Raw genomic sequence first — 25,930 nt, 5'->3', positions numbered from 1 at the left:
ATCGTTAATTGCCACGACTGCCTCGCGAAAGAATTATCGCATGCCTGCTCCGACTGACACCGTGATTGATAACGAAGTCTATTCACGCATCGCCGATACGTGGTGGACCGAAGACTCAGTGCTTTGCCTGCTGCGGCACCACCTGAATCCATGCCGCTTTGATTACTTCGACGAAGTGCTCGAACAACGCCTGGGAAAGAAGCTGGCCAACTGCCGCGTGCTTGATGTAGGTTGCGGCGGCGGATTCCTGACCGAAGAGTTTGCCAAACGCGGATGCGAAGTGGTCGGTGTCGACCCCTCGGCCGAATCCATTGAAGTCGCTCGCGCACACGCGATTCAGTCGGGACTCGATATCACCTACCACGTTGGCTATGCCGAACACCTTCCTTGCGATGACGCCTCATTCGATGTCATCTGCTGCTGCGATGTCTTGGAACACGTGCAAGACCTAGAACAAGTTATTGCCGACGCGACGCGTGTCCTTAAGCCTGATGGCGTTTACTGCTTTGATACCGTAAACCGTACGTTCATCAGTTGGCTGTTCTATATCAAAATTGCCCAGGAATGGTCCTGGACATCCTATATCCCAGAAAACCTCCATGACTGGCGAATGTTTGTGCGACCGAAAGAACTGACGGCGTTATTCGCCAACAATGGCATGGCCGCACAAGACTTTGTGGGAATGGGGCCTAACATCAACGGCCTGCGTGTCGTCCAAGAACTGCGTCGTCTCAAGACGGGCAAGATCGATTTTCGCGGGTTTGCCGACCAGATGAAGACAATCCGGACTCGCGACATGGCCTGCTCGTACATGGGCTACGCAACCAAAGTGTGAACACTCGACCGATACAATAATACGGGCCGAGAAATTTCCCGCGATGCTGCCTCATCGTGGAAAACTTCTCGAACCCGCTTGATCGGTCCCTGGTGCTTGCCGTCCGCCGCAAGGATACCAACGCTCGTCCGATTACAAACTCATCTTTCGCTTGTCGTCCGCAGAAAGACCGCTCTTAGGCTGCAGTTCTTCCCCTTCTAATTCGACTGCCAAGCTGGGTTGGGAAGCCGAGATTTCCATCTCCAACGTTGATTCCGAATTGAACTTGGGGGGAACAAACTGAAACATGATCGGCTGGGCTTCCGGGATTCGGTCCGATGGCGGAGTTTCACCTACCTTCTTCTTGGCGATCACTTTCACCAAACGTTTGCCTGGGGTCGTTTGCAGAGTGAACCTCCCGTCGACGATTTCGGCACTAGCAAAGTGACCTTCGCCGATCGGTTGCAATTCGATGTAGCCTTTTTCGATCGGTTGCCCATTCCAAGAGGCCGTTCCATCGACCGATATTTTGCCATCTTCGTTGCACCCGGCTGCCAGTGCCGCGAAGAACAATAAGGCCAAACATATCAAGCTGCGTGATGAGGGGTTCGCCATGATGATAAATCTCCTATTGGTTAAACGTGCAGAGGGGAATGAAGTGTCCTAGCCGACTAAAACTCGGCTAAGACTTCACCACCACTGCGAGTCCCCAGCCCACGCCACACCGTAAGATTGACCGTTTCGGCGACGAAGCGGACCGACCCATCGGTCAGAGCCACGTTCACGCCCCCGGGATGCCAGCTGCGCGGGGCGACCACATTGGCTCCCCAGTCCCAGTCGGCATGCTGGGTGCACTTCTGGCCGAGCGCCCCCCCCAGTTCCAAGTGACAGCGGTTGGTACGATCGTTCGCATCCGCATTGGGAGTCAAAAATGTGGTGAAACCGGCACCCATTGCCACTTGAGCACGCCCGATGCTGCTCCAGTAATCCTCTTGCGACGGCGTGATGATCTCCGAGAACAACAGCGTATGCGAGAGTCCGTCGGTACAATCCCGCAGGCCTGCTGCCTGCTCAGGCACAAACATTCCGGCCTTGCCGGTGTAGCCGTCGACAACGTTCCACGGTGTGCCTGAGTTGAAGTTTGAGTCGCCATAGCAAACAACGTAGTTGTGCAGTGAGTTCTGCCAGTTGTCGGCCCCCACTTCCTGAATTTTGGAATCGTCCGAGGGACATAGCATCGCATCTAACAGCTGCATCCGAGCGTAGCTACGAACCGAAGCACCGCCATTGATCTTCTCATCAAAATTCAGTTCTTCGTACATCGCATTCTCTTCGATGAACGGCAAAATGTAGCAGTACCACGAGTAAGAATCGCGTCCCCAAGCAGAATTATTAAAGCTACCGGCAGGCAACTTTCCGTACGTATCGTGATGGTTGTGCATCGCCAAAGCGAGTTGTTTTTGTTGGTTGGTGCACTGCATACGGCGAGCCGCTTCACGGGCCTGTTGAACGGCCGGCAATAGCAAGGCGATCAAAACACCGATAATGGCAATCACCACCAAGAGTTCGACCAGAGTAAAACCACGTCGTTGAAGACGACCCATCAAGCTGCAAGAGGCGTTGCACATGACTTGAAACCTTAAGAAAAGAGAGGAGGCACATCCACGACTAAGCTATGAGGCGCTTAGTACGTGACTTCGTAGGACTCGCAATAAGTCCCGTAGCGGAAATACAAATAAGGAAAACACGCCGCAAGGACGGCCATTCACTCAGCAGCGAGAAATCCAAGACAAGAGATGGACACGGAGGCTGACCTGCTCATCAAAACCACTTACCGCGCCAAGTGATTTCTTAAGAATAACAACGAATTCGGAAGTACCCAATGAAACATTATGCAGACATGCATTACTAATTTACATGTACAATTCACAGGCACGTTGTCGCAAAACCTCTGGTCGGCCCTGAGAAATTCGCCACTATTCTTTCCGAAATAGTTGCAAACTTTCGGCCGTCATGAGAAGAATAAAACTCGAATCTCCCCTCGGCCCTTTAACGGAATCCCCTCCTTATGTTGCGTGCACTTTTGCCCTTGCTGCTGTCGCTCATTTCGTTCTCAGCAATTCAGGCAGCCGATCGTCCTAATGTGTTATTTATTGCGGTCGATGACCTTCGCCCCGAGTTGGGCTGCTACGGCAAGTCACATATCCACTCTCCCAACATCGATCGCCTGGCGTCGCAGGGAACCGTCTTCGAGCGGGCCTATTGCATGGTTCCCACCTGTGGAGCCTCGCGGGCGGCGCTGATGACCAGCATTCGCCCTGCCCCCAAACGTTTTGTGACGCATCTTGCCTCGGCTGAGCAGGAAGTCCCCAACATCACTACGCTCAACACCTACTTCAAAGACGCCGGGTACACGACGATCTCCAACGGCAAGATCTTCCATCACCCTAGCGATAACGCTAAAGGCTGGACGGAAGAACCATGGCGACCACGTGCCCCTTCTTACAAATTGCCGGAAAGTATCGCCGCCAGGAAAACAACGCCCAAACGTCGAGGGCCTGCCTATGAATCGGCCGAGGTCGAAGACGACTTCTACGGCGACGGCAAGTTGGCCAACAAAACGATCGAAGACCTCCGTCGATTGAAAGAACAGGATGAACCGTTCTTCCTGGCCGTTGGCTTTTTCAAACCCCACCTCCCGTTCGTTGCGCCGAAAAAGTATTGGGACTTGTACGATCCCGACACGATCTCTTTACCCGAGACCTACCACCGTCCGAAAAATGCCCCCGACGCCGCCATCCATAACTCAGGCGAACTGCGGGCTTACGCTGGCATTCCTAAGAAGGGTCCCGTCAGCGAAGAAACGGCGCTCAACATGATTCGTGGCTACTACGCGTGTGTCAGCTACACCGATGCCAACATCGGCAAATTGCTGGATGAACTCGATCGCTTGGAACTGGCCGACAATACGATCGTGGTCCTGTGGGGCGATCATGGCTGGAACCTGGGCGAGCACACTCTCTGGTGCAAACACTCTTGTTTTGAAACTTCGATGCACGCCCCCTTAATCGTTAAAGTCCCAGGCAAATACGCCGGGCAGAAGACGGCCGCGTTGACTGAGTTCGTCGATGTCTATCCTTCGCTGTGCCAACTGTGCGGGCTCGATATCCCTGCACACTGCCAAGGCGAAAGCTTCGTGCCACTTCTGAAAGACCCCTCCGCCACCGGCAAACCATTTGCCATCGGACGTTTCGGGGCCGGCGATACGATTCGCACCGATAAGTTTCGCTATACCGAGTACTCCTCGAAGCAGGCAGAAGTGTACGCCAAGATGCTGTACGACCACCAACGCGACCCGCAAGAGGACACCAACATCGCTCGGCAACCCAAACGCCAGGAAGCCGTCGACGAGCTATCCGAAAAGCTCAACAAGAACAAAGGGAAATAGGCGTCTTGCCCGTCTCCCAAATACCAGAAACGAAAGCGAAGCCTGAAGACCGAAATGCAATCGGTGCCTGAAAATCTCTCAAAGGCACACCGCTCTCGAGAGTGGTGTGCCTTTTTCGATTGGCAGTCCTGGTTGAACCCAAACCGACCGCTGGTTAGGCTACCTTTCTCGCTTCGTTTCGAATTCTCAGGGTTCAAGGATGAAATATTTCTACTTTGACAGCGTCACACAAGAAGGCGTCGAGTCCAACGCGACGATCGATGGTCAGGAAGCCGATATTTTGAACCGCTGGCAAACGCTCGCGCCGCAGCATGGTTCGTTCCTGGGTATCTACTGCGAGAACGGCCAGATCCTACAATTCATGTGGGAAGAGAACTACATTCAGCTTGATTTGCCAGATACGCAGCGTGGCGGATCGCTGCAGAAACCGGTGACGCAGGCCGAGGCCAGCGAATTGCTCGTCCAAGCGATACACGGGGCCGACCCGAGCGATATTCCCGGCCTCGAATTCTTTCAGTGGTAAGGTAGCCGATGGCCAAATGCGACGAAGGATACCTGTGCGACGTCTGCGGACAGCCTGTGGAACGACTCTTTGAAAGCGATCTGTATCTTCGCTATGTGATCGGCATGCTCGATCCCGAGGTCCTACACACCACGCCAGAACGGCATACCAAGTGCAATCCGGCCCTGGCCCAGTTCATCGTGCACGAGAAATTTACCCCGGTCGAGTGTCCCGGCGATTTCGACAAGCGAAACCTCGATTCGGATTTCGTCAAACAGCGCGAAGAACTCATCAGCCGCGGCTACGATCGCCTCCGGGAACTGGCCCGGCTCGACCTGCCACTGGTCGACTATCCGCTACCGGAATTCCGCGGGAAGTTTACGAAGTAGGACGAGTGGAACAGTCAGAAGTTTACGGAGCAAACGGCAATTAAACTTAGAGTAGCCCGTCGGCGATCGCATCTGTGAAAGCCAGGAGTCACGCTTCTCTTCCACGATTTACTTTTCCAACGACTGCTTCGCCAACAGCAACGCCCCTTGCACCACTACCGCTTCTCCTAATTCCGCCAGAACAATCTCGTAACTTTTGGCCAGTGGCGGAAAGACATACGTCGCGACGTTTTCTCGCAGCGGCGACAGGAAAAGCTTCTCTGGCATGAGCGACACACCTCCGCCGATCACCACAACTTCGGGTGCCATTAGCGTAATCATCTGAGCGATCGCCCAACCCAGCGTCTCGACCGCCTCGGCCAAAACCGCACAGGCAATGCCGTTTCCATTGGTAGCGGCGTCGGCAATGTTTTGCGTGGTGAGGGCCTCGATACTTCCATCGCAGCAGTTCATCAATTCCCAATAGTCGTTCCCCTGATCTTCAGCAGCAGTGCTTTGCAGGATGTGGCGAACTTCCTCGGTGATGCCGAAGCCGGACGATTCTGCCTCGACCGTGTTCGCCGCTTCCGAATGCAGCACACCAGGACGCAGATGACCGATCTCTCCGTACGCCGGTCGCGACGTGCCGATAAGCTGCCCATCGACAACGTACCCTCCCCCAATGCCACTGCCCACGGTTACATAGAACGAGCTTTGCTTTCCCTTGCCAGAGCCCAAGGTCGCTTCGGCGAGTGCGGCCGTATCGCAATCGTTGCGAATTACCGTCGGGACGTCGAACTGATCGCGACACCAGTGAGCCAGCGGGAATTGATCCCAACCTGTAACCTGATGACTTGTGGTGATGATTCCGGTCTTCGCATCGAGCGGGCCACCGAACCCGATGCCCATCGCATCGACTTCATGCTGCGACTGAAGCGAGTGGATCATCGCTTCCAACTGCTGACGTATCCCTTCGGCTCCCTTAGCCGGCACAATCGCTTCGCGAAGCGAGCAAATCGATTCCAGCGTATCGGCATCGGCCAGGGTCGTCTGCAGTTTCGTGCCACCAATTTCTACGCCGATGATTTTCATTTCGCGTAACGACCTTCATCATTGATGCGAGCAAACACATCGTTGAGCACCCAGTGAAAAATGGCCAGGTGAATGCTTTCGACCATGCCCATGTCATCCATCGGAACGTGAAAGCTATGGTGGGCCATCTCGCGGAGCTTTCCGCCGCCGTAGCCGGTCAGGCCGAGCGTCTTGAGCCCGTGCCGATTCGACCAGTCGACGGCCTTTAAGATGTTCTCGCTGTTGCCGCTGCCACTGATCGCCAGCACAACGTCCCCTTCCTGACCGTAGTTCATCACCTGCTGCAGAAAGACTTGGTCGTAGCCGATGTCGTTGCCCACGGCCATGATCCACCCAACGTTATCGGTTAAGCTGAGCACCTTCAGACGTCGCAGCGATTCGTCGCCCAGGTCTTTCTCGCGAAGCGAACTCTTACCGAAATCTTCGGCCATGTGGCTTGAATTACAGCCGCTTCCGCCGTTGCCGAAGATGTAGACGAACTTACCGTTCTCGTAGGCCTCGTAGACCAAGTCAGCCCACCCTTTGATCTGGTCTTGATCCAGTTTGTCGAGTTCGGCCTTGAAGCGATCGATATAAGCCGCGATGTCGAGAGATGCTCCGAGCATTACTGGGTATCCTTATCCGATTCGAGCGTTTCCGATTGGGGGTGATAAAACAGAGCCACCGGAAGCATGATGAGTAGGGTGAATCCAAACAAATAACAGCGTGCCAGGTCTCCCCAGATCAGAACCTGATCGAAGACCGAATACAAGAACCCTGACAGAAAGATCGCGAGCCAATTGGCTCGCGACATCTCGGCGATGACCTGACCCTTCTGGTCTTCGGGGGCTTTCGCTTGCAAGTAAACCTGTATCGGGACCGAAAACATCCCGGTGAAAATCCCCATCAGCACCAGCACCGGCAAGCTGCCCCACAACCCCAGCAGATGACCATGGTTTCCGCCAGGTAGCGCCATCAGGGCCAAGCACAGCAAAATCCCCCACGCACCGATCTGCACCAGGCGAAATTCGATCTTGCCGCTCGACAGTACGCCGGCCAGCATACAGCCCAAACCGATCCCCAGCCCAATGGCCCCGCCGAGCCAACTGGTTTCGGTATCGCTTAATTCGAGTTGCACTTTGCCCAGCGAATTGACGGCCTGCTGCACGATTCCCGCACACAGCCAGAACATGCACGAGGCCAGCAAGGCCTTCAAGATCGAGCGATCCTGCACGAACAGTTGCCGGGTCTTCTTAGGGATACCGATGGCCTGCATCGTGAATTTAGCATTGGGCGTGGCCCGGCTGGTCCGGCGAATGGGAATGGTCGTCAGCGTACCTATCACCGCCACCGCCACGCACACCAACGATGCCATCCACAACATGCCTGGCAACGAATCTCGCAAAATTCCGGCCAGAACGGTTCCAAAGATGATCGCCAGGAAAGTGGTCATCAGGAACACGCCGTTCACTTTGGGCAGGTCTCGGCCATGAAACAGTTCCGGCAGAATCCCATACTTGGCCGGCGCGAACAGGGTGCTTTGAAAGCCCATGAACGCCAACACCAGCAGCAGCCCGGTCATCCCCAATTGGTCGTACCAAAAGAAGGCCGCGACCCCCATCGCCATCGCCACGATCTCGAGCACCTTCGAGATCCGAATGATGGTCGTCTTGCTGAACTTATCGGCCAGATAACCGGTCGGCCCAGCAAACAGCACAAAAGGAGCCGCGAAGACCACCATGGCCAGCCCCTGGTAATCGGTTTCACCTTTGCCTTGCAGGGCTTGGTTCACGGCCACCAGCAGCAACAGTTGCTTAAAGATATTGTCGTTGAACGCGCCGAAAAACTGCGTGGCCGTTGTCGCCCAGAAAGACGGATCCCCAGCTAGGCGATCAGGGATCGTAACAGTAGTGCCGTCATCGGCAGGCGATTCATACGGATTTGAGGGCGCGTCCATGGCAGCATTATCAACACTATCGGGTTTTCGTCCTAGGCGAGTGCGCATAGAAAACGCGGCGAAATGAGCTCAGAGCGTTAGATTTCTGGGAAGTTTCTTGCACCAGACGGCCTATTCGCCCCCAGAGTGCTGCCCCGCGCGAGGACCTACAAAATATTTTCTGCGCGCACTATCTCACTGCAGCGCTTCCCCCATAAATTGCAAGTACACCCTGGCAAGTGCCTTATTTGCTCGGCCTTTGGAGAATTGGTGAAAGCTCCGGCCGAGATCGTGTGGCAGCTAGTTACCCCGGTCGCCCCTTCACCACAGAAAGACCCTGCTGATGAAATGGAATGCGCTTTAGCGTGGGTCTCGTTTCACCTCAACGTGCTTGGACGGCAAGGGGGTGAATTCAATCGCCTGCAAAAGATGTTTAAACAGCGTGAACGGTCGCAGGGAGAAGCTCCGAATCCATGCGAACATCGTCCACGCATGCGCTTTCACCTGGCGAGGGGACCGGAGATCTTGATGGAGACGCGAACCATTGCACATGGTACGATTCGCTGCGCTGCTCAACACCCTACGGTCGAGCAGTCAAAGCTTTACACAAAGCAGGCAGGGATGCCGCGTGCGCGATTGCCACGGGCACCCCAAATTATGCCTAGGAGATTAAGAACCCTTTTCGGTATCCAGGGCGATCAATTCGTCTTGCGAGGCCATCTGGCGGATTTCCTCGGTGATCTTCATGCTGCAGTACTTCGGACCGCACATGCTGCAGAAGTGTGCGCTCTTGAAGGTATCTTGCGGCAAGGTTTGATCGTGGTAGGCCTGGGCCGTTTCCGGATCGAGCGACAAGCGGAACTGCTCGTTCCAGTCGAACGAGAAGCGGGCTCGGCTTAACGCGTCGTCCCGATCACGAGCCCCAGGGCGATGTCGAGCCACGTCGGCCGCATGGGCAGCGATCTTGTAGGCAATGACGCCTTGCTTGACGTCGTCAGCTTCTGGAAGACCGAGATGCTCTTTCGGGGTCACATAGCACAGCATCGCTGCCCCGTGCCAGCCGGCCATGGCTGCGCCGATGGCGCTGGTGATGTGGTCGTAGCCAGGAGCAATGTCGATCACCAACGGGCCAAGCACATAGAACGGAGCGCCGTCGCAGACTTCCTGCTGACGCTTCATGTTCATTTCGATCTGATCCATCGGCACGTGGCCCGGACCTTCGACCATAACCTGCGTTCCGTTGGCACGGCCACGCTTGGTCAGCTCGCCCAGGACATCGAGTTCCGAGAACTGCGCGTCGTCGGAAGCATCGGCCAACGAACCAGGACGCAGGCTATCGCCCAAGCTCCAGGTCACGTCGTACTGACGCATGATGTCGCACAGATCGTCGAAGCTGGTATACAGCGGGTTTTGTTTGCGATGGGCCATCATCCACTTAGCGATCAGCGAACCGCCGCGGCTGACAATACCGGTCACGCGGTGGGTCGTCAGGTGCAGGTGTTCCAGCAGAATGCCGCAGTGGATGGTCATATAATCGACCCCCTGCTTGGCCTGATGCTCGACCATGTCCAGGAAGTGCTGCGGCGTCATGTCTTCGATGTTGCCGCCCAGGTTTTCCAGCATTTGGTACATCGGAACCGTACCAATGGGGACCGGGCTCTTCGCGATGATCTGAGCGCGAATTTCGTCGATGTTTTTTCCGGTGGAAAGATCCATCACCGTATCGGCCCCGTGATGAACGGCGACGTGCAGCTTATCGAGCTCCCCAGTCAGATCACTCGTCACGGCGCTATTGCCGATGTTCGCGTTGATCTTACATGTCGAGGCGAGGCCGATCGCCATCGGCTCGAGGCCACCTTGAAGGTGAACCGTGTTCGCTGGGATCACCATGCGACCCGAGGCGACTTCGTCTCGCACCAACTCAGGAGAGAGGTTCTCCCGCTTGGCCACATACTCCATCTCCGGGGTGATGGTCCCCGCTTTCGCTGCAAGCAGTTGCGTCGACATGAAATTCAGAATCCTTGTTCAGGCCGCCGGCCTGTTTCGTGTGACGCGGTTTGGTCGTAACCGCTGATTTTTTAAAGGCTTTCGCTCAACGATTCATGGTATCGAGTCCCCCTACCGTGTCAATCTGGCAGAGGGGCCAATCAGGGGGCAAGTGGCGTGTTTTCGCCCGAAAATCATAGGGTTTTTAGATACTCGAGGAGGTCTGCTTTTTCCGTGTCGTTCAGCACATTTGGGAAGTCGTGTCCGGAGGCACTTTTACCAAACCGCGACGTATCGAAGACTTCGCGTCTTTCGATCGAAGACAGCCCGCGGGGAACCTCATCGAGCACTTCGACCGAAATACCCATTCGTTGGTGATCGTAACCCAGGCTCTTCCAGCGCCAAAGCTTGGGCCGCTCGTCTGGATGCAGCAGATGCCACAAGGTGGGTACCGAGCCGTTATGAAGATAAGGAGCCGTCGCCCACACGCCATCCAGCGGAGGGGCGACATAACCGGCGGGATCGGCAATCAAGCCGGCCTGCTGACCATACGAATTAAACCAGCTCTGGCCGTATCCTTCGCGATGTGCCGGCGAGAGCGAATCGAGACGGGCCCGATCGGTCTTCACTACGTCGATCGGCACCATGCGTTCGGGATAGTCTGCGTTTTCGCCGTGGGTGCCGTGGCACTCGCTGCAATGATTATGAAAGACGATACGCCCTTGCTTGGCCTGGGCCTGATCGACACTACCGGGGTACTTGGGTGCTTCAAGCGAATTCAAATAGGCGTAAACATCGCGAAAGTCCTCTTCGCGGTCACGAAACGCCTGGGCCTTGTTTTCCTTGACGAGCGTAAATTGAAGCAGCCCTCGATGCCCCTTGGGCGCAAAACCATCGAGGTAGAGGTTCTCCTTTTTCACAAAATGCCACCACGGCGGAGGCTCCATATCGTGATGCAACATCTTGGGAAAGCTGGCCCCCGGGACTAGTTTCAGATCGGCATCCCGCAGCGACAACAAGGCCACACCAAAGTTCACGGCATTGGTCGTTCCTTTGTTGTTACCCATCGGAAAGACCAGAGAGCTGTAATCTGTCGGCACCAGTTTTTTGCCGAGCAGGGCCTTAGTCAGACGGATTTCGTCCGTGATTCCGGCGAAGTCGAAACGATTATTGGGCAGACCAGCGATGGTTTTACCGTCGACTTGCCCCCCATGACACGAGAAGCAATTAAGCGTCCACGTCCCTTTTTTATCGACCACATACTGCAGCGGTTTGGTGGGGTCCTCGACACGTCCCGTCAGACCGTAACGTTCGAAAGCCATTTGCCGCCGCTGGTCAGCATCGGCCTGTTCGGCCTGATCGCGAAGCGTTTTGGGCCAGACCCGCCAGACGTTGTCGAAGGTCTCTTGATCGAAATAAGGGGGCAGATAGGGCGTATTGATTAGGTGTTCGTACCCGGCTTGAGGATCGCCCATACGATCGCCTGCAGCACGATCTTCCGCGACCAGACCGCACGGCAAGATCACCGCGACCAAAATCAGAATAGCGAAGATTCGCTCCATCATGAAATCTCGAAAAGGATACAACTTGAAAAATATTATGCTAACCGTAGCCCCACCTGACCAGGCAACGGTGTCCTTGATTATAGAAAGCAATGTGATGAATCGACCAGTTTACTATGGGGCCCCTTGCCAGCATCCCTCTGGGCAAGCACATTACAACCCTCTAGGGGAATGTTAACTTGAGTGAAAACAACACGTCAAACCGAGCCGATGTGGCCATTGTAGGTGGTGGTGCGGCCGGGCTGTTTGCTGCCATTTGGACGGCCAGGGCCGATGCCAAACGACGGATCGTCATTTTGGACGGGGCCAAACGCATTGGTGCAAAGATACTTATTGCAGGGGGAGGCCGCTGCAATGTGACCAACGAAAAGGTCACCCCGAAGGACTTTTCAGGCAGCTCCCCCAACACCATCAAGAAAGTCTTGAACCGGTTCACCCAGCCCCAAACGATCGAATTCTTCGCCGAGCTAGGCGTGCGGCTAAAACGCGAGCCGACCGGCAAGCTGTTTCCCACGACCGATAAAGCACGCACCGTTCTCGACGCCATGCTGGCCGAAGTCGATCGCCTGGGAATCGAGATCTGTTTGAATCACCGCGTCGAGAACATCCGGGCTTCATCCGATGAATCCGCGCAGCCGTCGTTCGAGATCACCGGTCCTTGGGGACACTTAGTCGCCACGAAGGTGATCTTGGCCACCGGAGGCAAGAGCGTCCCTCAGACAGGCAGCGACGGACATGGCCTGGAAATGGCTCGCCGATTGGGGCACGAGCTAACCCCGAAGACCTTCCCTGCCCTGGTCCCTTTGCAGCTTGCCGACGGCGATCCTCTGAAACAGCTTTCCGGTATCTCGCTGCCGACCACGCTTCAGCTGACCGAGGCCAGCGGAAAACGCATTGAAACGGTTCACGGAGACCTGCTGCTCACGCACAAGGGCCTTTCGGGGCCAGCCGTTTTAGACATAAGCCGCCACTGGATCGCCGCTTCAGCCGAACGAGCGGTGCGGCTGAGCGTCGGCTGGTTGCCTGAGCTCTCTGACCAAACGCTGCAAGCCGACCTGCAATCGCTTGGACGTCGTTCGATTCGCGGCTATCTGCGCGAGCGTCTGCCTGATCGGCTCGTCGATCACTTGCTGGCATTTTGCGAAATCCGGCCTGAGCAAACGGGCGTCGACCTGACTAAGCTTCAGCGTAAGAGCTTGGTAGGTGTCGTCCTCGACTATCCGTTGGAGGTCTCCGGAACGCTGGGTTTCAAGGTCGCCGAGGTGACAGCCGGCGGTGTTCCCCTTTCGCAAATCGACCTGAAGACAATGCAATCGAGGATTGCGGCAGGCCTGTATCTGTGCGGTGAGATCTGCGATGTCGATGGACGCATTGGCGGATTCAACTTCCAGTGGGCCTGGTCGAGCGGCTACGTCGCGGGAGTTTCTGTCTGAATTCCCGGTGCCGAGATAACACGTTCGCGTTAGAATAAGGATTAACCCCGCGCGATTTGCTTCTGCTGAGGACCCTAGGCCATGCGTCTGCTGTTGATTCTTTTACTTTGCTGTTTAGTCGTTGGTTGTAATTCGGACGATACCTCGTCGCCCTCTCAGCTTGGTGCCCACGCCCCCACTCAAGATGAACTGGCCGCCGAAGCAATGCTCGTCAATGCTGGCGGACGCATCGAGAAGGATGGCAGCGGCGCGGTCGTTCTAGTTGACTTTTCAGGAAAACCAATCGACGAGAATCTTATGAAGCGAATCGGGACGCTTCCCAAACTGCAGAAGCTGCTTCTACGAGGTTGTCCTGTGAATAATGCCATGTTCAACGGGATTGGCTCACCGAAAGACTTGCAAGTACTCGACCTACGAGAAACCCAGGTCACGGGGGCCACCATGGGCCAAATTTGCCAATGCGGCAAACTAAAAAACCTGCAGTTCCGGGGAAATCCGATCACCGATGCCGACCTGAAGCATGTGGGTCGGCTCACACAATTGAAGGTCCTTGGGCTCGATGAAACGGCCGTCGAAGGAGCCACCTTCGACAGACTGGTCGGACTGAAACAGTTGGAAGAACTGTACCTGTTCGGCACGCCCTTTCAGGAAGCAAACCTGGCGAAACTGGCCCCGTTCACCAAGCTAAAACGTATTCGCTTGCGAGGCACGAAGATTGACGGATCCGGCTTCGAGTCACTCGCCGAGCTCAACGCGCTAGAAGATCTCGATGTGAGTGAAACCAATTTCAGCGATGCTGCCGTCGAACATTTGCTGAACCACAATGGTCTGAAGAAACTCAATCTGTGGGCCACCAAAATCACTGATCAGTCGCTACCCAACGTGGCCCAACTGACCTCGCTCGAATGGCTGAACCTCGACCGCAACTCGATCGGAGATGCTCAGATTGAAGAGCTGACCAAGCTTCCCAGCGTCACCTGGCTACACCTCGGATCGACCTCATTGACCAACGACGGACTGCAAAAACTTGCGCCGATGACGCAGCTCAAAACGCTGATAGTCACCCGTACCGGCGTTACCGGCGAAGGAGCAGCGACCCTTGCCACGCAGCTTCCGGAAACAGAAATTCAGCATGTGTACAAGCCGGAAAATTAGACCTACTCCTCTGGTGACTGGCCACGCATCTTAAGGGAATTTACCCCGCTCAATTCCGTGCGATCGTTGCAATCGTCAATAGCGGCCCCCTTCTTCCAAGCCTTGGGGACATCGCCCAGGCACCGCGGTATAACGCACCCCTCCACGTTGATTTTTCGATGCTATAGTTTCACCGATCGGCAAGAGGTAAAGCGTGCGTCTCAATAACGCCGGCCAGCCTATCGGTACTTATCGCAAATCAACATGATGATTGAGTCGCCAGAGAGCAGGCTATTCCGTCTCTCTCGACCGGAAATATTAGAAGACGTCAGGGAAGCATGACCGCTATCGAAACGATCTCGAAGCAACTACAGGGGAACGTCCAAGACGTGATGTCGGTAAAGGTACATACCGCGACCGTCGGCACGCACGTCAATATCGTCGCCGACCTGATGGCCCGATATTCGTTACGCCGCGTAGTAGTGGTCGACAATACCAAACAAGTGATCGGCGTCGTTTCGCAGCGTGATATCGTCCGTGCGTTGATGAGTAGCATGAAGCCGGAAGGGCACGAAGCTCCGCACAAGCGTGTGGAAGAAATGATCACCACCGAAAAACCAATCACTGTCGGACCTGACATCCCGCTTGCCCGCGCTGCCTACGTGTTGGCAACCAACAAAATCGGATGTTTGCCGGTGATCGATAGCCATCACACGCTGGTCGGCGTGCTTTCGATTTCGGACATCATTCAGTACCTGGCCGATGACAACGTCGAAGGCATGGAAACGGCCTTTCAGATGTACTCGCCGCGGATTGATGCCAAGACTCGCAGCCCTGCTTACGTTCGCAAAATGAATGGCGACCTGGTCATTCCGCTGAAGAACATCGAGAACAAGCGAGCCAGGATGGACTACGCCGTGCTGGGCTACGATCCACCGACCGGGCGAATCCTGATCAAGTTCGTCCGCGCAACCGCCGATGAAGCCATCGCGACGAAGGTTCAAGACGACAACTTGATCATTCCGGCCAAAGGATTCGTACGCCACTTCAGCTTGATCGGAAAGGTCGCCGCGTTCGACGTGACCGATCACAACCAAAGCAAGTTCCTCGTACTATCGCCCAAGAACGCCGCTTCAGGAGCCGTCAACGCCGTCGGCACGACATAGCCCCAAGCTTCAGAAGGGTGCGATACGCTTCGCTTTTCGCATCCTGATTTCTACGATCACTCTCGCACGCTTACGGGTCGTACGAGAGGTTTGGCGAGAGCCACTTTTCAATGTCTTTCAGCGGCATCTTTTTACGCTTGGCGTAGTCTTCAACCTGATCGCGACCCAGTTGATGAATGGCGAAGTACCGCGCGGCCGGGTGGGCGAAATACATACCGCATACGCTTGCTGCCGGCATCATGGCCAGGCTTTCGGTCAGTTCGATGCCTGTCTCTTGCTCGGCATTGAGCAGACGGAAGAGAGTCCATTTTTCGGTATGGTCAGGCTGAGCCGGATAGCCGGGGGCGGGACGGATGCCGCGATAGCCTTCTTTGATCAACTCTTCTTTGGAAAGCGATTCTCCTTCGCCAAACTTCCACGCCTTGCGGGCCTCTAAGTGCAGACACTCGGCGAACGCTTCGGCCAGACGATCGGCGAGAGCCTTGGCCATGATCGAGTTGTAGTCGTCATAATCGGCATCGAACTTAGACGCCAACTCCTGACAGCCAATCCCGGTCGTCACGGCGAACGATCCGATGTAATCGCGTCGTCCACTTCCTACCGGGGCGATGTAGTCGGCCAGGGCTCGGAAGTCTTTTTGCCCCTTACGTTCCCATTGCTGACGTAGCGTAAAGAAGCGTTCGATTTCCTCTTCAGGATCGTTCGGGTCATAGACAACAATGTCATCTCCGTCGGCCGCTGCGGGCCAGAAGCCGAACACGCCGTTGGCCGTAAAGAGCTTCTCGGAAATGATCTGATCGAGAAGTTCGTTCGCATCGTGGAACAGCTTCTTCGCCTCTTCGCCTACGTACTCATCTTCAAAGATCTTCGGGTACTTGCCCTTTAACTCCCACGAGTTGAAAAACGGCGACCAGTCGATAAAGTCGCGGAGAATTTCCAGTGGAAACTCTTTAAGGGTCTTGGTACCGGTGAACGAAGGGGTCGCAATGTCAACGTTTGACCAGTCGGTTTCAAAGTGCTTTTCGCGGGCCTGTTTTAACGAAACGAGCGTGATCGCCTGACGCTTGCGATACGAATCGACAAGCTCCTTTTGCAGCGTGCGATTCTTTTCTAAAAAGGCCGGCGAGTTCTCTTTGCTTAAGAGCCGATCGACCACACCCACACTGCGTGACGCGTCTAAAACATGCACCACCGCATGATCGTAGGCCGGAGCAATCTTGACCGCCGTGTGCTTAGCGCTGGTGGTTGCGCCGCCGATCAGCAGTGGAATGTCCATACCGGCGGCTTGCATCTCTTGGGCTACGTGGACCATCTCGTCCAAGCTCGGCGTAATGAGCCCTGACAGGCCGATCACGTCGACTCCATGCTTTTTCGCCGCCGCTAAAATCTTGTCGCAGTGGACCATCACCCCCAGGTCGATGATCTCGTAGTTGTTGCAACCCAAAACCACGCCCACGATGTTCTTGCCGATGTCGTGAACGTCTCCTTTGACCGTCGCCATCAAAATCTTGCCACGGGCATCGTGGTCGGTCGTGCCCATCTCTTCCTTTTCCTTCTCCATAAAAGGAAGCAGATGCGCGACCGCCTTCTTCATCACGCGAGCACTCTTGACCACCTGAGGCAGGAACATCTTGCCGGCACCGAACAGGTCGCCGACGACATTCATCCCGTCCATCAAGGGACCTTCGATGATATGCAGGCAGCGTTCGGCTTTCTGACGGGCTTCTTCGGTATCTTCGATGATGAAGCGGTCGATCCCTTTGACAAGCGAGTGAGACAGCCGCTTTTCGACCGGTTGTTCTCGCCACGAAAGATCCTCTTGCTTCGGGCCGGCGCCCTTTTGATGCTTGACCGTTTCGGCGAAATCGACAAGGCGTTCGGTCGCATCCTCGCGTTTGTTGAACAGGACATCCTCGATCAAGTCCTTCAATTCAGTTGGCACTTCGTCGTAGACAGTCAACTGACCGGCGTTGACGATCCCCATATCCAGGCCAGCTTTAATCGCGTGGTACAGGAACACGGCGTGGATCGCTTCACGAATGACGTCGTTGCCGCGGAACGAGAACGACACATTGCTCACCCCGCCGGAGATCTTGGCTCCGGGGCAAACTTCTTTGATCCGCCGAGTTGCTTCGATGAAGTTGATCGCGTAGTCATTATGCTCTTCGATCCCGGTGGCCACCGTTAAAATGTTCGGATCGAAGATGATATCGGTCGGTTCGAAGTCGAGCTTCTCGACCAGCAAGTCGTAGGCACGCTTGCAGATCTCGACTTTGCGATCGAGCTCGACGGCCTGTCCAACTTCGTCGAAGGCCATGATGACCACGGCCGCCCCATAGTCGCGACAGAGTCGGGCCTTGCTGAGGAACTCTTCTTCCCCTTCTTTGAGGCTGATCGAATTGACGATCGACTTGCCTTGCACGCAGCGGAGGCCCGCTTCAATGACCGACCACTTCGAGCTGTCGATCATGATTGGCACTTTGCAGATGTCTGGCTCGGCCGCGATCAGGTTCAAATAACGCGTCATGGCCGCTTCGCCGTCGAGCAGAGCGTCGTCCATGTTCACATCGATCACGTTTGCGCCGCTTTCGACCTGCTGCAGTGCCACAGCGATCGCTTCTTCAAAAAGCTCTTCCCGAATGAGTCGGGCAAAACGCCGTGAGCCCGTCACGTTGGTTCGCTCGCCGATCATTACGAAGTTGGTGTTCGGCGTGATCGTGAACGGCTCTTGACCGCTCAACCGCGTTAGCGATGGCTGCTCGTGCAGTTTGCGAGGTTCGAAGTCGCGCATCGTGTCGGCGATCGCTTTGATATGGTCCGGCGTGCTACCACAACAACCGCCCACAATATTCAACCAGCCGCTCTCGGCAAACTCGCGAATTGTGGCCGCCATTTGATCAGGCGTCTGATCGTATTCGCCCATTTCGTTGGGCAAACCAGCGTTCGGATGGCAACTGATGTAGCACGACGAAATCGACGAAAGCTCTTGCACGTAAGGACGCATCAGCTCGGCACCCAAGGCGCAGTTGATCCCCACGCTTAGCATTGGAAAGTGCGCTACCGAATTCCAAAATGCTTCGACCGTTTGACCAGACAGCGTTCGTCCGGAAGCGTCGGTGATGGTGACCGATGTCATCACCGGCAGTTCAATCTTCTGCTCGCGATAGTATTTTTCAATCGCGAACAGACATGCTTTCAGGTTGAGCGTATCGAAGGTCGTTTCCGGAAAGAGGATATCGACGCCTGCCTGGACCATCGCGTCGATCTGCACCAGGTACGAATCGACGAGTTGGTTGAAGTTCACATCACGGAAGCCGGGGTCTTCGATCCGCCGCGAGATCGAGGCCGTCTTGCTGGTCGGACCGATCGAACCGGCCACGTAACGCAAATTGTCCGGATCGCGGTCGTTGAACTCGTCGGCTACCTTTCTGGCCAGCTTCACCGCGGCAACATTGATATCGGTTGCTAGCGATGCGCTGAGCGCGAACTCATCCATGGCGATCGGCGTAGCACCAAACGTGTTGGTCTCGATGATGTGGGCGCCCGCTTCGAGAAAGTCGCGGTGAATCCCTTCAATGATCTCCGGCTTGGTCAAACAGAGCAGATCGCTGAAGTTACGAAGATCCTTTTCTTCGTTGGCGAACTGCTCGCCACGGACATCCGCTTCGGTCAGCTTGAACTTCTGAATCATCGTACCCATGGCACCATCGAGAATCAGAATACGCTTTTGGATGTCGTTGAAGATCGAGTGCTGGCGACCGGCGAATCGAGGACCTGGCATGGACTACTTCCGGAGAACTGAAATACACGCCAGTACCCGACTTAGATGCTGGCAGCAGCGGTGCAACCAGCTAGCGTATCGCAGTATGGCGAGGGGGAAATCACTACTTCAAACCTACTAAATATCCCAGATTTCCGTTTCCCTCACAACCGGCAGGCAAGCGGCAGTTAATCGCTAAAGTTTACCTAGCCCGAAATCACAATTTTTCTTATCTAGAGCTAAAGATCGTTACAAACCGAACCGATGGATAGGACAACGGGCCACATTCAGCGCGTGGTCGTTGTGCGTCGATCTTACGTCAGGCAAGGAAGCCGAAACGATGACGAAACCATTGGGTACTCCCCACAATCACGAAACCCAAGACACCCAAGGCACCTTCTACGGTCATCCGATCGTCCTTCGTGTGAAGGACCTGACCTGGCAGCCGCCGGCCGAACCGGCTCCGGCGCCCCAGCAGGATTGGGTCTCAGACCTCTTGGGAGAAGATCCGCACGAAGGGGACACTCACGAAAGCTTGCTGGTCCCAGCCGCTGCCCCTTCGTTGCCGGAGCCCCAACGTGAGGCCGCTCCACTGCCGCAGCCCAAGGCAGAAGCCGCCCCTGAGCCGCGTGTAGAGCCTGCCCCTTCGGCCCAACCAAGCTACATTCACAACTCGGGCGAGACGCGACAAAAGCGTCGTGTGTCGCTGCTCAGCGGCCAGATGAAGAACCGCTTGGTGCTCGGTGGTATCGCCGTGTCTCTTCTGTTTGTCAGCGTTTGGGCGCTGAGCGGCAGTGGCGGATCGGACGAATCACCCGTCGAGAACGTACCGCAAGACCTGTTCGTTTCGACCGGCGAACTGGGGGACGCCCCGGCTTGGAACGCCGGCTCGGCTGCCGATCCAAGCGAAACGATCACAATCGAACCATTGGATAACGAGATTACACAAATGGCATCGCTTCCCTCGCGTAGCATGTCACCCAATACGATGATGTCCAATCCGTCTCGCGACACGCAGATGACCAACATCGCGACGCCAGCTTCGATGAACGTCGAAACGTCGGCCAGCCCTTACGGCAACCCTGCCCAAGGGGGCAGCTTGGGTGCTCCTTCCATCGACTCGCCGTCGAATCAAGTCTGGCAGTTCGGTCCTTCTAACAAAGAGCCGAACTTCGAAGAGCCTCCGATCACTCCTTACTCCGGCAGTAACCGCCCCGCACCGACCGGCGACGTACCGAACTTCGATGGCTCGCAATCTCAGCCAGGCCAACCGCAACCTTCGCAAACGCGTCCTTTGCCTGGTGGGTCGATGGGCATGGGCGATACGCGGACATCGCAGTACGCTCCTCCGGCCGGAGAAGGTGGCGGACGCCACTGGATGCAGGCAGAAGAAAGCAACTATGCCATGCAAAATGGAACCCTGGTAGAGAAGAACTCGACCGGTAGCGGTCCCTCGCCTGGCACACAAATGCCTGAAATCCACGAAGGCTACCAGCATCAGGCTGGCTTTCCAGTCGTCAACAGCCACCGGCCCGAGAACACGCCTTCTACTGGTCCTCAACAAGACAATGGCCAATGGGGCTTCGGTCCCTACTCAGGCTCGTCGATGCCGCAGGAAGCTGCTCAGCCTCGTGCTCGCCTGGGCGGAATTCAGCCCCTCGACTTGGAATCTCGCTAATGAGCCAACTCGACCGCGCTTTTATACGTGCTTATAACTCGGAGCAATCGGCCCACTCGTCGGAGTCCGTCATGAATTCATCCCAATCATCGCAGCAGAAGTCATCCGATCCGGTTCGCACGATGTCGCGTAAACCGACCCTCAGCGAACTGCAACATTGGAAAACCCAAGGCATCCGCATCGATATGCCTGGCTCTCCGCTAATCGGTTCGTATGACGAATCGGATAGCGACCAAGCCGGCATGCAAGACGAGTTCCTGCTCGCTGCCCAAAATACGGCCGCCGTGGCCGAAGCGCTCGATCGCCTGATGGTTCGGGCGGGACGCAAGCACACCCCGGTCAATCCAGTCTCTGCACAAGCGACCCAGCCCGTGAAACTAGAACTGCCGACTCCAACCATCGAAATTAATACGTGGGAACCTCAGCCTGAGCAGCCCCCGGAGCCATCGAATGAACCCAGCTTCACGTTCGTCGCTGGGACACCCCAGGCCGAATTGCCCACAGCGGCCGAGACAGAAACGGAAGACACAAAGTCTGAAGCGACGGCTACGACAGCCTATCGTCAGCGTCGGTTAGCACACCCTAAGTGGGAAACCGAAACGCTTCACTGGCCGGAAGAAACCGACATGGTTCTCGATCTGTGCCACGATCAATGGGCAGCACTGGCCAGCAGCATCTCCAGCACCATCAAATCGCTGGCCCTTGTCTCGCTGGGCGACGGCACCGGTTGCTCAACGATGACCATGTGCCTGGCCAAGTTGCTGGCTGCTCAGGGTCGCCGCGTTCTGATCATCGACGAAGGTAGCGGCAACGAAAGCCTGACCGTTCGCCTGGGCCTGACCGAAGCTGGCCCTGTTACCGAGCCCGTCGAAACCCTGTACGAAGGGATGATTCAGGCCGCCGATCAACCGATTGCCATCCTGCCGGCCGGCTATCGAAACCTGGCCGAGTTATCGGCTGGTCAACTGCAGCAGTTCACCCAAGATTACGATATCGTTCTGTGGGATGGCGGCGATCGACCGGAAGCTTGGCAGCGTCTGGCTTTGATGCATAGCGTTCTGATCGTACGCGATGCCCGAGGCACTCACGATCAGGAATTGAGCCAAATCTTGCCCAAGCTCGAGCAGCGTAAAATCAACGTGATTGGTATCGCCGAAAACTTCTGGCGATAAGTCAGCACTGCCCTACGGTAGGCGAAAGCAGAGAGCTCGATGTACGAAGCGTACTGGAATCTGAAATCTCGTCCGTTCGAGAACACCTACTCGGAAGCGGCATACTACCCTTCCGAGTCGGCTCAGGCCGCGATTCTCAAGCTTCGCTACGCCGTCGAAAACCGCCGCGGGGCCGCTATCTTGGCCGGATCGTGCGGGCTTGGTAAAAGCCTGCTAGTTCGATCGCTGCTGATGCAACTACCTGACACGTTTTCGCCCAAAGCTCACCTTGTTTTCCCGAAACTACCCAGCGATGCCCTGATTCCGTATCTGCTGATGAACCTCGGTCGCAGCCCTCAGGCCAGCGGCACCAGCAGCGCGAGCGAGAACGTCTGGCAATTGCAGCAGTTTCTGGCGGCAAACACACGAGCAGGCAACCACGCCGTGATCGTCGTGGACGATGCCCATCTCCTGAGCGACCATGCTTCGCTGGAAACGCTACGTCTGTTGACCAACTTCGAGACCGACGGCAAGCTGGACCTGACGCTGGTTCTCGTCGGGCAGACGGCCATCATCCCGGCGGTCGAGCGGTTCCCTTCCCTGGAAAGCCGCATCGGCGTGAAGTCGCTAATGCGCTGCTTTACGCCGGATGAAACCGCCGCCTACGTCACGCATCGCCTGCGAGTAGCCGGCTGCGAGGATGATATCTTCGTCGCCGAAGGTTTACAGCGTTTGTTCGAGATCACCCGCGGCAATCCGCGCGAGATCAACCGCCTGTGCGATCTGGCCCTCTTGATTGGCTACGCCGAAGAAATCCGCGTGATCGATGCCGCTCAGGTCGAATCGATTCACGAAGAACTGGTGACTGTCGCTCCTGAATAGACCGCGGGGTTGTTTCAGCATTACGTTCGCACTTTCTCTCTAGCCGCTCGGCTACCAGGGGCTTTGGCCCTTACGATTCTGGTAACGAATTCCGTGACCGGGCGGTTCATTCATCAAGCCCTTTGGCAATTCGTTGCAGGCGTTCCAAGCGACTTGGCACGCTGAAATTGCCGGCAACTTATTCAATGGTTTACCCTAGCAGGACCCTAGCTTGATCGCGTATGCCGATTAGAATCAATCGGCGTGAATACCAACGAGCCTAACCTGTCCTCTGCCCTCCCTTCTTGGAAGACCAGTGCGTTGCTGGGACTGGGCATTGCCGCTTTGGCTCTTCTGTTACGACTGCCGTCGATGGGCGAAAGCTTGTGGGTCGACGAGTTGCACACGGCATGGGTCGTCTCGGATGGCATTCAAGAGGTTCCAGAGCGGGCCGCGATGGGCAACCAGGCATCGCTCTACTTTCTGATCGTCTGGGCATGGGCTCAGCTTACCGGCCTGAGCGAGTGGTCGCTGCGTCTTCCATCGCTGATCGGCGGAGTGTGTTGCGTGGCATTGATCACGATGATCGCCCATCGCTGGAGCCGCGACGTTTGGGTGGCCGTGGCCGCCGGTGCGATTGCCGCGATCGATATCGACTGGATCTTCTTTGCCACCGAAGCACGCGTGTATGGATTTGTGCAAGTAATCGCTGTGATGCAAGTCGTGCTTGCCTGGCAGATCGTACAGCACGATCGCCAGCGAGACTGGGTCTTCTTGGTGATCGCGACCGTCGGCAGCTTCTACTTTCATTACAGCACGTTGCTGTTTTCCATCTGCCTGGCCGCGTTCATGTGGCTGCTGTCCGATAGTCCTTCCCAGCGACATCGCCTACTGAAGGCGTCCGGTTGCGTGGCCGTGGGTGTCGCGATTGCCTTAACGCATCTGAGCAGCATCTTTGATCGTCGCGAGAATTGGGCCCAGTTCATCACGGCGACCTCGCAAAATGAATGGACACGCTGGGTAACGGCCTTAGCTGCTTTGGTGCCGGTCGCCCTGCTGGCATCGATCTATGCCCGGCGTTGGTCAGCGGAAGCGAAACGCGTGGTGCTGATCGGCGGGATGGTTTTCCTCCCGATTGCAGCGGCCTGGTGCACGACGGCGACGGGGCTGGCGGCAATCTTTTTTGGCCGCTACTTGATCTCGTCGGAAACGCTGATCCCGCTGTTACTGGTGAGCCTGGCTTCGCTTGTCCCGGCTCGCATGTGGCGGATCGGCGGAGTGATTGTCTCGGTGGTGATCGCGTTCGGTTTACGTACGCCCCATTCCCTGGGACCGATGCGAGGAGAAGACTGGCGGACGGTGGTCGCGTCGGTGGCCACCGACTTAGAGAATTCAACGGAAAGCACCGATGTTCTGATTGCCTCGGGGCTCATTGAGTCTGATGTTCTGCGGCTTCCATCCAAACGTCAGCCCCCCTTCATGGAAAAGTGGGAGTCGTACTCGCTGTTGCCCATCGAATCGATTTACTCGCTTCCCGAACACGCCGGGCAACATTTCGGTCTGACGTACACCCGCCCAGGAGAAGCGACGCCGCAGTATCTTCACCGGTCGGCACCAGACCGACCGATTGTGCTCATCGTGCGTGGTACGCGAGAGACAGCAGACCAGGTCGTCAAGAACTTTCTGAACTCGGTACCTGACCGCAAGTACGAAGTGACCATTCCAGAAACGCAGGCCGCACGCGTGCAGTGGCGGGTGCTGCTTCCGCAAGATGTGAATGCCGACGAAGGGAACTAACTACGAAGCATCGGTCGTCGATTCGATGTGTTTTAGAGCTTCGTCAAGACGTTTCAAGTCGAGAAGGTCGATCGTCCCGGCTTCGGTGTTTTCCAGACGTTTCAGCGTGTCGGACAGTCGCTGGCGTACTTCTTCGAGCTGCTTTTGATCGACCATCTTTCGCGGGGCATCCCCTTCCGGAGGCAGGCGATGGGCCCGGATGGTCTTTTGCATTTGGTCGACGAACTGCTCGTGTCGGGCCCGCATGGCTTCCATCCGTTGTTCGACTTCGGCAAACGGCGCTAAGCCTTCGCCACGTTGGGGAACGCGGACATGAACGCGGGGAGCATTCTGCATGTTAGGAAGTCGCCGGGGGCCGGCCTCGGCAATCTTATTCAGCTCTTGAAACTTTGCAAATGCTTGTTGATCTTGCGTCTGCAACTTGTCGACGCTTTCGGCCTCGACGGTGCGCGCCTTGCCACCGGGAAGATGCCAGGTAACGCTTACTCGCCCGCCGGCCATGGTTCGAGCGACGACCCGTTGGCCGTTCTCGGTGACATCGATGGTCTTGTCACCATTGAAATCGTTGGAGATCTGCACCGAGCGATTGAAGTCACCTGGCGGCTGCTGTGGCTGGTCATCGGTAATGCGACCGGGACCGAGCTTACGCTTGAGCTGCTCGATGGCTTCCTCGGCGATATAGCCGGCAGTCTGATTGCCGCCAGCTGCCAAACGCTTGAGTGCTGAGTAGGCCTGCGACGAGGTGTCATCCTCGGGAGAGCTGGCGAAACCTTTGAGCAGGTCGACCGAGCGGCTGGCCACTTCGCCGGTACCGGTAAGTGCGGCTTTCTCGATGGCCGGAATCGCTTCCTTGCCGAGCTTGGCCAACTCGCCGGCGGCCTGTTGTCGCTCGGCATAGCGATCGCCATCGAGTTGACGAATCCACCGACGAATGGCCTGCTGTTGATCGCTCTCGACTGGTTCGGCTGGCAAGCTGGTTGCCAGGACAAGCGTCAGCAACATCATTCCAAAAATCGATTTCAGCACCGCAGGCAAACTCATCTTCAGGCCTTCGTAGACTCGATGGGGGACAGTATCTTCGGAAGTATCAGGCGTGATAATCCCCGTAATATAAGGGATGAAGTAGCCCAATGCACGCCAAGCTGTACGCAGCCATCGAAGAAATGGTTGGCCTGACCTGCGTGCGTTTTCCGTGATTTTCCCGCAGGAAACAGGCTCTTTCCAAATATTCCCGAAGAAGATCGCAACAAGATTGACCAAACT

At 56.1% G+C, this 25,930-nt stretch carries 20 protein-coding genes; 11 read left to right on the top strand and 9 right to left on the bottom strand.

Annotated elements, in window-relative coordinates:
• Positions 1 to 40: 40 nt before the first annotated feature.
• Positions 41 to 835 carry a bifunctional 2-polyprenyl-6-hydroxyphenol methylase/3-demethylubiquinol 3-O-methyltransferase UbiG gene (ubiG, locus tag HOV93_RS17555; RefSeq protein WP_207397837.1) on the top strand — a complete coding sequence of 265 codons (795 nt, stop codon included), beginning with the start codon at positions 41 to 43 and terminating at the stop codon, positions 833 to 835.
• Between the two features lie 132 nt (positions 836 to 967).
• On the opposite strand, the gene HOV93_RS17550 is transcribed toward ubiG, so the two are convergent.
• Complete coding sequence (locus HOV93_RS17550; RefSeq protein WP_207397836.1) at positions 968 to 1,429, bottom strand: hypothetical protein; 462 nt, start codon at positions 1,427 to 1,429, stop codon at positions 968 to 970.
• 56 nt (positions 1,430 to 1,485) lie between these two features.
• Positions 1,486 to 2,442, bottom strand: coding sequence for a DUF1559 domain-containing protein (locus HOV93_RS17545; protein WP_207397835.1), 957 nt, complete (start codon positions 2,440 to 2,442; stop codon positions 1,486 to 1,488).
• Positions 2,443 to 2,882: 440 nt separating this feature from the next.
• Here HOV93_RS17545 and HOV93_RS17540 point away from each other — a divergent pair, with 440 nt between their 5' ends.
• The 3 genes from HOV93_RS17540 (at position 2,883) to HOV93_RS17530 (ending at position 5,153) form a co-directional block, all read left to right on the top strand.
• Entirely contained in the window at positions 2,883 to 4,262 is a 1,380-nt protein-coding gene (locus HOV93_RS17540) for a sulfatase (protein ID WP_235990581.1), read from the top strand.
• Positions 4,263 to 4,461: 199 nt separating this feature from the next.
• A complete protein-coding gene (locus HOV93_RS17535) occupies positions 4,462 to 4,785 on the top strand; it encodes a hypothetical protein (protein WP_207397834.1) in 324 nt (107 codons plus the stop codon).
• 8 nt (positions 4,786 to 4,793) lie between these two features.
• Positions 4,794 to 5,153 carry a hypothetical protein gene (locus HOV93_RS17530; protein ID WP_207397833.1) on the top strand — a complete coding sequence of 120 codons (360 nt, stop codon included), beginning with the start codon at positions 4,794 to 4,796 and terminating at the stop codon, positions 5,151 to 5,153.
• 108 nt (positions 5,154 to 5,261) lie between these two features.
• Here the strand turns inward: HOV93_RS17530 and HOV93_RS17525 are convergent, their stop codons facing one another.
• The 5 genes from HOV93_RS17525 to HOV93_RS17505 form a co-directional block, all read right to left on the bottom strand.
• Positions 5,262 to 6,224 carry an ROK family protein gene (locus HOV93_RS17525; protein ID WP_207397832.1) on the bottom strand — a complete coding sequence of 321 codons (963 nt, stop codon included), beginning with the start codon at positions 6,222 to 6,224 and terminating at the stop codon, positions 5,262 to 5,264.
• Positions 6,221 to 6,829, bottom strand: coding sequence for an SIS domain-containing protein (locus HOV93_RS17520; protein WP_207397831.1), 609 nt, complete (start codon positions 6,827 to 6,829; stop codon positions 6,221 to 6,223). Before HOV93_RS17520 ends, HOV93_RS17525 begins: the two co-directional genes overlap by 4 nt.
• Positions 6,829 to 8,160 (bottom strand): MFS transporter, encoded by a 1,332-nt coding sequence (locus HOV93_RS17515; protein ID WP_235990579.1) that lies wholly within the window; start codon positions 8,158 to 8,160, stop codon positions 6,829 to 6,831. Before HOV93_RS17515 ends, HOV93_RS17520 begins: the two co-directional genes overlap by 1 nt.
• A 648-nt stretch (positions 8,161 to 8,808) precedes the next feature.
• The gene (gene thiC, locus HOV93_RS17510) at positions 8,809 to 10,146 is read right to left on the bottom strand and encodes a phosphomethylpyrimidine synthase ThiC (protein ID WP_207397829.1); all 1,338 of its coding nucleotides are present in this window, start codon (positions 10,144 to 10,146) and stop codon (positions 8,809 to 8,811) included.
• 173 nt (positions 10,147 to 10,319) lie between these two features.
• Positions 10,320 to 11,690, bottom strand: a complete 1,371-nt coding sequence (locus HOV93_RS17505) for a c-type cytochrome (protein WP_207397828.1) — start codon at positions 11,688 to 11,690, stop codon at positions 10,320 to 10,322.
• 176 nt (positions 11,691 to 11,866) lie between these two features.
• Here HOV93_RS17505 and HOV93_RS17500 point away from each other — a divergent pair, with 176 nt between their 5' ends.
• From HOV93_RS17500 to HOV93_RS17490, 3 genes are all read left to right on the top strand, one after another.
• Entirely contained in the window at positions 11,867 to 13,120 is a 1,254-nt protein-coding gene (locus HOV93_RS17500) for a BaiN/RdsA family NAD(P)/FAD-dependent oxidoreductase (RefSeq protein ID WP_207397827.1), read from the top strand.
• A gap of 81 nt (positions 13,121 to 13,201) precedes the next feature.
• Complete coding sequence (locus HOV93_RS17495) at positions 13,202 to 14,275, top strand: leucine-rich repeat domain-containing protein (RefSeq protein WP_207397826.1); 1,074 nt, start codon at positions 13,202 to 13,204, stop codon at positions 14,273 to 14,275.
• A 317-nt stretch (positions 14,276 to 14,592) separates the two neighbouring features.
• Positions 14,593 to 15,420 (top strand): CBS domain-containing protein, encoded by an 828-nt coding sequence (locus tag HOV93_RS17490; protein WP_207397825.1) that lies wholly within the window; start codon positions 14,593 to 14,595, stop codon positions 15,418 to 15,420.
• Positions 15,421 to 15,490: 70 nt separating this feature from the next.
• Here HOV93_RS17490 and metH read toward each other — a convergent pair whose 3' ends face one another.
• Positions 15,491 to 19,201 carry a methionine synthase gene (metH, locus tag HOV93_RS17485; protein ID WP_207397824.1) on the bottom strand — a complete coding sequence of 1,237 codons (3,711 nt, stop codon included), beginning with the start codon at positions 19,199 to 19,201 and terminating at the stop codon, positions 15,491 to 15,493.
• Between the two features lie 319 nt (positions 19,202 to 19,520).
• On the opposite strand from metH, the gene HOV93_RS17480 reads away from it, so the two are divergent.
• The 4 genes from HOV93_RS17480 (at position 19,521) to HOV93_RS17465 (ending at position 24,667) form a co-directional block, all read left to right on the top strand.
• Positions 19,521 to 20,858 carry a hypothetical protein gene (locus HOV93_RS17480; RefSeq protein WP_207397823.1) on the top strand — a complete coding sequence of 446 codons (1,338 nt, stop codon included), beginning with the start codon at positions 19,521 to 19,523 and terminating at the stop codon, positions 20,856 to 20,858.
• A 71-nt stretch (positions 20,859 to 20,929) separates the two neighbouring features.
• Complete coding sequence (locus tag HOV93_RS17475; RefSeq protein ID WP_207397822.1) at positions 20,930 to 22,030, top strand: tyrosine-protein kinase family protein; 1,101 nt, start codon at positions 20,930 to 20,932, stop codon at positions 22,028 to 22,030.
• Positions 22,031 to 22,069: 39 nt separating this feature from the next.
• A complete protein-coding gene (locus tag HOV93_RS17470; RefSeq protein ID WP_207397821.1) occupies positions 22,070 to 22,891 on the top strand; it encodes an ExeA family protein in 822 nt (273 codons plus the stop codon).
• Positions 22,892 to 23,134: 243 nt separating this feature from the next.
• Positions 23,135 to 24,667, top strand: coding sequence for a glycosyltransferase family 39 protein (locus HOV93_RS17465; protein ID WP_207397820.1), 1,533 nt, complete (start codon positions 23,135 to 23,137; stop codon positions 24,665 to 24,667).
• Here the strand turns inward: HOV93_RS17465 and HOV93_RS17460 are convergent, their stop codons facing one another.
• On the bottom strand, positions 24,668 to 25,708 hold the full coding sequence (locus HOV93_RS17460; protein ID WP_207397819.1) for a hypothetical protein: 1,041 nt from the start codon (positions 25,706 to 25,708) through the stop codon (positions 24,668 to 24,670). It abuts the gene before it with no gap.
• Between the last annotated feature and the right edge of the window lie 222 nt (positions 25,709 to 25,930).

Origin of the sequence: Bremerella alba (assembly GCF_013618625.1) — a bacterium.
Taxonomy (GTDB): domain Bacteria; phylum Planctomycetota; class Planctomycetia; order Pirellulales; family Pirellulaceae; genus Bremerella; species Bremerella alba.
Note: the sequence above shows the minus strand (reverse complement) of the source record. Positions and strands in the feature narration are given on the sequence as shown.